Raw genomic sequence first — 7,664 nt, 5'->3', positions numbered from 1 at the left:
GGAGCCGGCGTCACGACGGTCAAGCCGGGGGAGCGCGTGGCGTGGACCGGGGTGCCCGGCTCCTACGCGTCTCACAACGTCGTCCCGGCCGACCGGCTGGTCACGCTCCCGGCGGATCTCGACGCGCGGGCCGGCGCCGCGGCGATGCTCCAGGGCATGACGGCGCACTACCTGGCCCACTCCTCGTACCCGCTCAAGCCCGGGGACTCGTGTCTCGTTCACGCCGCCGCCGGCGGGGTGGGGCTGCTCCTCTGCCAGATGGCCAAGCGCGCCGGCGCCCGCGTCATCGGAACGGTCTCGACCGAGGCGAAGGCCAAGCTGGCCCGCGAGGCGGGCGCCGGCGAGGTCATCCTCTACTCGCAGCACGACTTCGAGGCCGAGGTGAAGCGGTTGACGGGCGGCAAGGGACTCCAGGTCGTGTACGACTCGGTCGGGAAGGACACCTTCGACAAGAGCCTGAGCTGCCTGGCCCCGCGCGGCTACATGGTCCTATACGGGCAGTCGAGCGGGCCGGTGGGGCTCTTCGACCCACAGGTCCTGAACGTCAAGGGGTCCCTCTTCCTCACGCGGCCCAGCCTCAACCATCACATCCTCACCCGCGAGGAGTTGCTCAAGCGTGCCGGCGACGTGCTGGGCTGGATTCAGAAGGGCGAGCTCAAGCTGCGGATCGGCGCCACCTTCCCGCTGACCGACGCGCCCGAGGCGCACCGGCAGCTGGAGGGACGCAAGACGACGGGCAAGGTTCTCCTGATCCCGTGAGGCACTCGGCGGGCGGATCCGCTCAGCCGGCCGAGGCCTCGGCCGCCATCCGGAGGTCGGCCACCAGCATCTGGTAGAGTCGCGCCTGGGCAGCCTCGTTCTCGCCCCGCAGGACCGCGGACGGGTGGAGCGTGGCGAGGGTCCTCGACGCCCACGGGGTCTCGATGAAGCGGCCACGCTCCCGCAACAGGCGGAAGTCCGGCCCGAAGAGCGCTCGGGCCGCGGTCGCCCCCAGGCAGACCAGGACGCGCGGCTTGACGACGGCCAGCTCGGCGTCGAGCCACGGGCGGCAGGCGGCGACTTCCGGGAGGCGGGGAGTCTGGTGGATACGCCGCTTGCCCCGCTCGACGAACTTGAAGTGCTTGACCACGTTCGTCACGTAGAGCCGCTCCCGCGCCAGCCCCACTTCCGCCAGGGCGCGGTCGAGCACCTCGCCGGCGGGCCCGACGAAGGGCGCTCCCTGGAGGTCCTCCTGGTCGCCCGGCTGCTCGCCGACGAGGACGATCCGCGCGTCGGCGGGGCCTCGGCCGAACACGGTCTGGGTCGCGTGCCGGTACAGCTCGCAGCCGGTGCAGCGGGTGGCGGCCTCGCGGAGCTCGCCGAGACCGGCGTCGGCCGGGACGAAGGCTGCCGCGCCGCCGCCGCCCTCCTGGAGGCGCAGCATCTCGCCGACCTCCTCGTGGTAGGCCTCGCGGCGAACCTGGGCGGCCATGGCGACGAGGCGGCGAACCAGCGGGTCCGTCCGGTGTTCGAGCAGATCCCGGCTCTCGTGGACCAGCCGCCAGAGCATCTCGTAGAGCAGAGGCCATCGCGCGGGGTCCCGATGGCGCACGACCTGGCCGGCCAGCTCGATGAATTGCCTCGGCACGCGGGCGACGGGCTGGGAGCTGTCCGGGTCGGGCGGCGGGCCGGATCCCGCCGGCCCGGTCCCCCCCGGGCTCGCCGCCGAGTCGAGCCACACCACCTCGGACGGCGGCACTCGCTCACGCAGCAGGGTCCGGGCGGCCGCCTGCCACGACTCGAAGGTGGGCTCGATCGCGACCTGTCTCACCGCGTGACCTCGTCGGTCCCGCTGGTCGGCACGGCCTCCATGGTACCGGACGGGGCTCGCCCTGACCAGGCCGCGGCGACTTGCGGGTGGCGAGGCGGCACCATATCCTGAGCGCGTCGGGGGAGGGACTCCATGAAGATCCGGAGCGTCGAGCCCATCATCGTCAGCGTGCCCTATCGCCACCGGGAGCAGAGCACCCGGGTCCAGCGCGACGGGGTGACCGACGTGCTCGTCAAGATCACGACCGACGACGGGCTGGTCGGATGGGGCGAGAGCTGCTCGGGCTCGAACGTCGAGAGCGTCTACGAGGTGATCCGGTCGGCCATCCCGTATCTCACGGGGCGGAATCCCTGGAATCGGGAGGCCATCGCCGCCGACTTCTTCGGCACCGCCCACTGGTATAACCGGGTGATGACCGGCAACTTCGCGTTCTGCGGCATCGACATGGCCCTCTGGGACTTGTGCGGCAGAGCGTGTGGTCAGCCGCTCTACAACCTGTTCGGCGGGGTCGTGCGGCGCAGCGTGGACTACTTCTACTACCTGGCCTGGGGCAGCCCGGATGACGTGGCGGCCCAGGCGCGCCGGGGCGTGGAGCAGGGGTACACCGTCTTCTACGTGAAGGTGGGGATCGACTTCGCGGCCGAGCTACCGATGATCGCCGCCCTGCGGGCGGCCATCGGTCCCGCCCGCAAGATCCGGATCGATGCCAACGGCGCCTGGTCACCGAACGAGGCCGTCCGGTACCTGGCCGAGTTCGATCGCTTCCACATCGACTTTGCCGAGCAGCCGGTCTGGCCCGACCCGCTGCGCAACATGACGGAGCTGCGGGCGCGCACCCCGGTCGCGCTGGCCGCCAACGAGGGCCTGTGGCGAGTGGGCGATGTGCACGAGGTGATCCGCCACCGCGCCGCCGACGTCCTCTGCTTCAGCAGCACCTGGGTCGGGACGCTGGCCGAGTTCCACCGCCTGAGCCACCTCGCCCATCTGGAAGGCCTGCGAGTCTGTCGCCATACCCACGGGGAGCTCGGCGTCATGGCCGCCGCCTCCCACCACGTCTGTCTGACGCTCCCGAACCTCGTCGACGGCAACCAGCAGACCGCCGCCATCATGGAGGACGATGTCCTGACCGCCCCCCTGCCGATCGCCAGCGGGCCGTCGTGGGGCGTTCCGCGCGGCCCGGGGCTCGGGGTCGAGGTCGACGAGGCGAAGGTGCAGAAGTACCATCGACTCTACGAGCAGCGAGGGCAGTTCCTGCCCTACCAGCCTTCCATGTTCGCCCGCGAGGAAGGCTGAAGCCGGATCGTCCGAGAGATGGAGTAGTCTGTCTCGGAGTAACTCGGCGCCGACCACCGAGCGCGTGGTGTGCGGAGGAGTACTCCGAGCGGCGGCTTTTGCCGCCGCCACGACGGGGGGGCCCTCGGGGGGGTCTTCCGAGACCCCCCCGAAGTGATCTAGTGGAGGGCGCCGGCCGACAGCCCCCCCACCAGGCGCTGCTGCAGAGCCAGGAAGACGACGACCGAGGGGAGCGCGAAGACCACCGCCCCGGACATCATGATCTCGACGGGCGTGGTGAGCTCGCCGATCCACGACGCCAGCCCGACGGCCGATACCCACAGCTCGCGGTCGGGCGCGAAGGTCAGGGCGTAGACGAACACGTTCCAGGCCTCGAAGAAGCTCATGGCGAAGGCGGCGACGATGGACGGCGCGGCCAGCGGCAGCGTGATCCGCCCCAGGACGGCAAGGGGAGAGCAGCCGTCGATGAGGGCCGCCTCCTCGATCTCGACGGGAATCGTGTCCATGAAGGCCTTGATGATCCACACGGCGATCGGCGCGACCAGGGCGGCCTGGGCCAGGACGATCGCGGTCCGGGTGTTGAGCATGTGGAGCTGGCGGAACAGGATGAACAGGGGAACGATCAGCACCGTGCTGGGCAGCATCTGGGTCAGCAGCAGGACGAACTGGATGCCGGTCCGACCGGGGAAGCGGAATCGCGAGAGCGCGTAGGCGGCGAGGACGGCGAGCCCGACCGAGATCAGGGCGACTCCGGTCGCGACCAGCACCGTGTTGGCCAGCCACACCAGCATGGGCTGGGTGGCGAAGAGCCGGCCGAAGACGCCCAGCTCCCCCAGCCGGGGGAGGAGGCGGGGCGGGTAGCTGAACAGCTCGCGGCCGGGCTGGAGCGCCGCCACCACCATCCAGTAGAGCGGAAAGGCCGCGCCGACCGCGAACAGCCCGGCCAGCAGGTAGGTCCCGGTCAGCCCGGGGACGGTCCGCCAGGCCCTACCCATGCTCATCCCGCTTCTCCAGCGCGAAGTAGGCGATGGCGGCCAGCAGCCCCAGACCGGCGCCGACCAGGGCCAGCGCGGACGCCTGGCCGACCCGGAAGTTCCGGAACGCTTCACGGTAGATGAAGACCGAGAGGACATTCGTCGCGTCGGCCGGGCCCCCCTGGGTGAGGATCCAGATCGTGTCGAATCGCTTCATCCCCCAGATGGTGTAGAGCAGGCCGAGGATCAGGAGCGAGGGACGGATCGACGGCAGCACGATGTGGCGGAAGACCGCGGTGCGGCCGGCGCCGTCGACCGCGGAGGCGCCGTAGAGATCCGGGTCGATGCCCTGCAAGGCCGTGAGCAGGACGAGGGTGCCGAACGGAAAGGTCCGCCACACGTCCACGGTCATGACCGCCGGCAGAGCCCACTGCGGCGAGATCAACCAGGCGATGCCCTGGGTGCCGAGGCCGAGCAGCCGGACCCCGTAGTTGACGACCCCGTACTGGGGATCGAACATCCAGAACCAGATGAGGGCGCTGGCGACGAGCGGCGTCCCCCAGGGGATGGTGACCGCCGCCCGGAACAGGGCGCGGCCTCGGAACGAGGCGTTCAGCACCAGCGCGCTCGCCAGGCCGATCAGGGTGGCGGCGGCGGTGGTGACCGCCACGTAGAGGACCGTCACCCGCACGCTCTTCACGGTGGCCGGGGACCGCCAGAGCCAGGCGAAGTTCGCGAGCCCGGCGAACTCGTCGGGCCGGGGCACGAGATCCCGGCTGTCGTAGAGGCTGACCCGGACGCCGTGCGCCATCGGGTAAAGGACGAACAGGGCGATCAGCGCGAGGAGGGGACCGACCAGCGCGTAGGGCAGCCACGCCTGGCGTCGCCCTCCGGAGGGATGAGGCATCGTGAGTAGCGCCGGCGGCGATCGCCGGGGGAGACCGGGTCCCTTACCGACGCATATTCTCGAGCTCGGCTTGAGCGGCCTGCATCTCGGTGGCCGGGTCGGCGTTGTTGACGAGAACCTGGGTCACGTGCTGGAGGACGATGTGGCGGAACTCGGGCATCCGCCCTTCGTAGCCTTTCGGGAGCGCGCCGCCGTTCTCGGCCAGGGGAGCGTTCACGAACGTGGTGAGGTGGGGAAAGGCCGACAGGATCTCGGTGTTGGCGGACTTCGACCCGACCAGATTCTGGAGGTTCATCCCCAGCTCCCGCAGGTGCTGCCGGTACCAGTCGATGAAGGTCGCCGCCTCAGGCGCGTGCTTGGCGCCCTTGGGGATGGTGTAGAAGGAGATCTCGCCGACGGTGACCGGCGGGGAGAACGGGTTGGGGGCGGCCCGGAGAGCCAGATTCGGATTCTGGGACTTGGCGATGAAGTACACGGCGTTGTTGTCGGTCAGCATGGCGATCTTCTCTTGCCAGAACATCCGCCGGTAGGTGGCGGCATCCACCCCCTTGGGGAACACGCCGGCGTCGTAGAGCTGCTTGAAGAATCGCACGGCGTTGATCACGGGCGGCGTGCTGACCGACGGCTTGCCGCCGGTGGCCCATCGCCCGCCGAATCCGTGGACCCAGTACGCGACCTCGTACCACCAGCCGCCCTCCTCGTTCATCGAGTGGCGCGTGCCGTACCCGAACTGCTCGGGCGCCTTGGTGAGCTTCGTCGCCGCCGCCAGGAATTCCTGCGGGGTCGCAGGGGGCTTGGCGATGCCGGCTTCGCTCAGGAGCTTCTCGTTGTAGAGGAGCCCATAGGTGCTGTAGTGACTCACGACGCCGTAGGTCTGACCACCGATGCTCGCGACGGCCTGGCCGTCGACGAAGTCCTGCCGGTCGCGCTCGAGCATGCGGGCCAGAGCCGGGAAGGACCCGAAGGGAGCCAGGTGGCCACGGTCGAGAAAGGTGAAGAGCATGGCGTCGGTGGCCACCAGCACGTCCGGCGGCGCGCCGCCAGCCAGGCGGAGCAGCATCTGCTCGACGTACCGGGGGAAGGGGACGCTGACCTCTTTGATGGTGATGGTCGGGTGCTCGCGAGTGAACTGCTCGACCATCTTGCGCAGCACGGCGCCCCGGGCCGGCTCCGTCCAGTGCCAGGTCGCCACCTCCAGCTCCACGGCTGCCGCCGGGCCGGCCGTCAGCACGAGAGCCGCGAGGGCGACGAGCAGGCCCGCGCGCCGCCGCGGAACCTTGAGCCAGGGTCTCGAGTCCCGCGTCATCTCGGCCTCCTCGGGTCAGCTCTGTGACGGAATGCGCGGGGTGTGGCTCTCGGGCTCACTCTTACCACCCCACCACTGGATGTTCCGCTCCGAGCGCGGGCTTTGCCCGCGCAACCCCCCTCTCGGGGGAGGTCCCGGAGGGGGCCGTCGAGGCCCCCTCCGGTGGACTCAGGCGAGCTGCTTGACGGCCTCGACGATCCGCTCGACCGTTGGCACGGTCTCGCGCTCGAGGTTCTCGTTGAACGGCATCGGGATGTCGTGGGCGGCGACCCGCACGACCGGGGCGTCCAGGTCGTCGAAGGCTTCCTCCATCACGGCGGCCGCGATCTCGGCGCCGACGCCGAAGCTCTTGACCGCCTCGTGGACCACCACCAGCCGGTGGGTCTTCCGCACCGAGGCGAGGATCGCCTCGCGGTCCCAGGGGTGGACCGTCCGCAGGTCGACGACCTCGCACGAGATACCGCGCTGGGCGAGGAGATCCGCCGCCTCCAGGCACCGGTGGGCCATCAGGCTGTAGGAGGCCAGCGTCACGTCGGTCCCTTCGCGCCGGCGCGCGGCCACCCCGATCCGCTCCAGGCCTTCCCCGTCCGGGACGTCGCCCTTCTGAAAGTAGAGCATCTTGTGCTCGAGGAAGATCACGGGGTTCGGGTTCCGGATGGCGGCCAGCAGGAGCCCCTTGGCGTCGGCCGGCGTCGAGGGGCAGACGACGATGAGTCCCGGGACATGCGCGAACCAGGCCTCCAGGCTCTGCGAGTGCTGGGCGGCCAGCTTGACGCCTGAGCCCTGGGCCGCCCGCACGACGATGGGCACCGTTCCCTTGCCGCCGAACATGTAGCGGAGCTTGGCCGCCTGGTTGACGAGCTGGTCCATGGTGAGCGAGAGGAAGTCCACGAAGCCCCCGCACTCGATCACGGGCCGCAGGCCGGCCACGGCCGCCCCGATGGCATGGCCGACGATGGCCGCCTCGGAGATCGGCGTCTCGCGGACGCGCTCGGGCCCGAACTTCTCGAGCAGACCTCGGCTGGTGGCGAAGATGCCGCCGATCGCGCCGACGTCCTCGCCCATGAGGAACACGCGCGGATCGCGCTCCATCTCCTCCCGGAGGCCCTCACAGATCGCCTCGGCCACCGTCAGCGTATGCATGCTCGTCGTCCTTTCCTCCCGCTCTTGGGGGGAGGCAGGCCCCGAAGCCGTCCGCGAATGCGGACGGCTTCGGCTCTGCCGCGGGGGCATTCTCCAGGGGGCGGAGCCCCCGTCCGAGATTAGTAGGGCGCGTAGACGTCGGTGAACATCTCCTGGAGGTCGGGATCGGGGGAGCGCTCGGCGAACTCCACGGCCTCCTCGATCTCCTTGGCGACCTCGCGCTGGATCCGG

7 protein-coding genes are annotated in these 7,664 nt (G+C 70.3%); 2 read left to right on the top strand and 5 right to left on the bottom strand.

Features of this window, described 5'->3' with window-relative positions; translation table 11 throughout:
- On the top strand, nt 1–759 hold a 759-nt coding region (locus VGW35_20975; protein ID HEV8310144.1), incomplete at its 5' end, for a quinone oxidoreductase.
- 22 nt (nt 760–781) lie between these two features.
- On the opposite strand, the gene VGW35_20970 is transcribed toward VGW35_20975, so the two are convergent.
- Nucleotides 782–1,810: a UdgX family uracil-DNA binding protein gene (locus VGW35_20970; protein ID HEV8310143.1), complete on the bottom strand. Its 1,029-nt coding sequence runs from the start codon at nt 1,808–1,810 to the stop codon at nt 782–784.
- Nucleotides 1,811–1,942: 132 nt separating this feature from the next.
- Here VGW35_20970 and VGW35_20965 point away from each other — a divergent pair, with 132 nt between their 5' ends.
- Complete coding sequence (locus tag VGW35_20965) at nt 1,943–3,103, top strand: mandelate racemase/muconate lactonizing enzyme family protein (protein ID HEV8310142.1); 1,161 nt, start codon at nt 1,943–1,945, stop codon at nt 3,101–3,103.
- A 158-nt stretch (nt 3,104–3,261) separates the two neighbouring features.
- Here the strand turns inward: VGW35_20965 and VGW35_20960 are convergent, their stop codons facing one another.
- From VGW35_20960 to VGW35_20945, 4 genes are all read right to left on the bottom strand, one after another.
- Nucleotides 3,262–4,104, bottom strand: coding sequence for a carbohydrate ABC transporter permease (locus VGW35_20960; GenBank protein HEV8310141.1), 843 nt, complete (start codon nt 4,102–4,104; stop codon nt 3,262–3,264).
- Nucleotides 4,091–4,984, bottom strand: a complete 894-nt coding sequence (locus tag VGW35_20955; GenBank protein HEV8310140.1) for a sugar ABC transporter permease — start codon at nt 4,982–4,984, stop codon at nt 4,091–4,093. Before VGW35_20955 ends, VGW35_20960 begins: the two co-directional genes overlap by 14 nt.
- A gap of 43 nt (nt 4,985–5,027) precedes the next feature.
- Nucleotides 5,028–6,290 (bottom strand): extracellular solute-binding protein, encoded by a 1,263-nt coding sequence (locus VGW35_20950; protein ID HEV8310139.1) that lies wholly within the window; start codon nt 6,288–6,290, stop codon nt 5,028–5,030.
- A 168-nt stretch (nt 6,291–6,458) separates the two neighbouring features.
- Nucleotides 6,459–7,433 carry an alpha-ketoacid dehydrogenase subunit beta gene (locus VGW35_20945; GenBank protein HEV8310138.1) on the bottom strand — a complete coding sequence of 325 codons (975 nt, stop codon included), beginning with the start codon at nt 7,431–7,433 and terminating at the stop codon, nt 6,459–6,461.
- Between the last annotated feature and the right edge of the window lie 231 nt (nt 7,434–7,664).

It is taken from the genome of Candidatus Methylomirabilota bacterium (assembly GCA_036005065.1).
In the GTDB taxonomy this organism is placed as follows: domain Bacteria; phylum Methylomirabilota; class Methylomirabilia; order Rokubacteriales; family DASRDR01; genus DASYQW01.
Note: the sequence above shows the minus strand (reverse complement) of the source record. Positions and strands in the feature narration are given on the sequence as shown.

Bases quoted from the DNA above. Each gene is read 5' to 3' on its own strand.
- VGW35_20965 (HEV8310142.1), top strand. From the start codon at position 1,943: ATGAAGATCCGGAGCGTCGAGCCCATCATCGTCAGCGTGCCCTATCGC.
- VGW35_20960 (HEV8310141.1), bottom strand. From the start codon at position 4,104: ATGAGCATGGGTAGGGCCTGGCGGACCGTCCCCGGGCTGACCGGGACC.
- VGW35_20955 (HEV8310140.1), bottom strand. From the start codon at position 4,984: ATGCCTCATCCCTCCGGAGGGCGACGCCAGGCGTGGCTGCCCTACGCG.
- VGW35_20950 (HEV8310139.1), bottom strand. From the start codon at position 6,290: ATGACGCGGGACTCGAGACCCTGGCTCAAGGTTCCGCGGCGGCGCGCG.
- VGW35_20945 (HEV8310138.1), bottom strand. From the start codon at position 7,433: ATGCATACGCTGACGGTGGCCGAGGCGATCTGTGAGGGCCTCCGGGAG.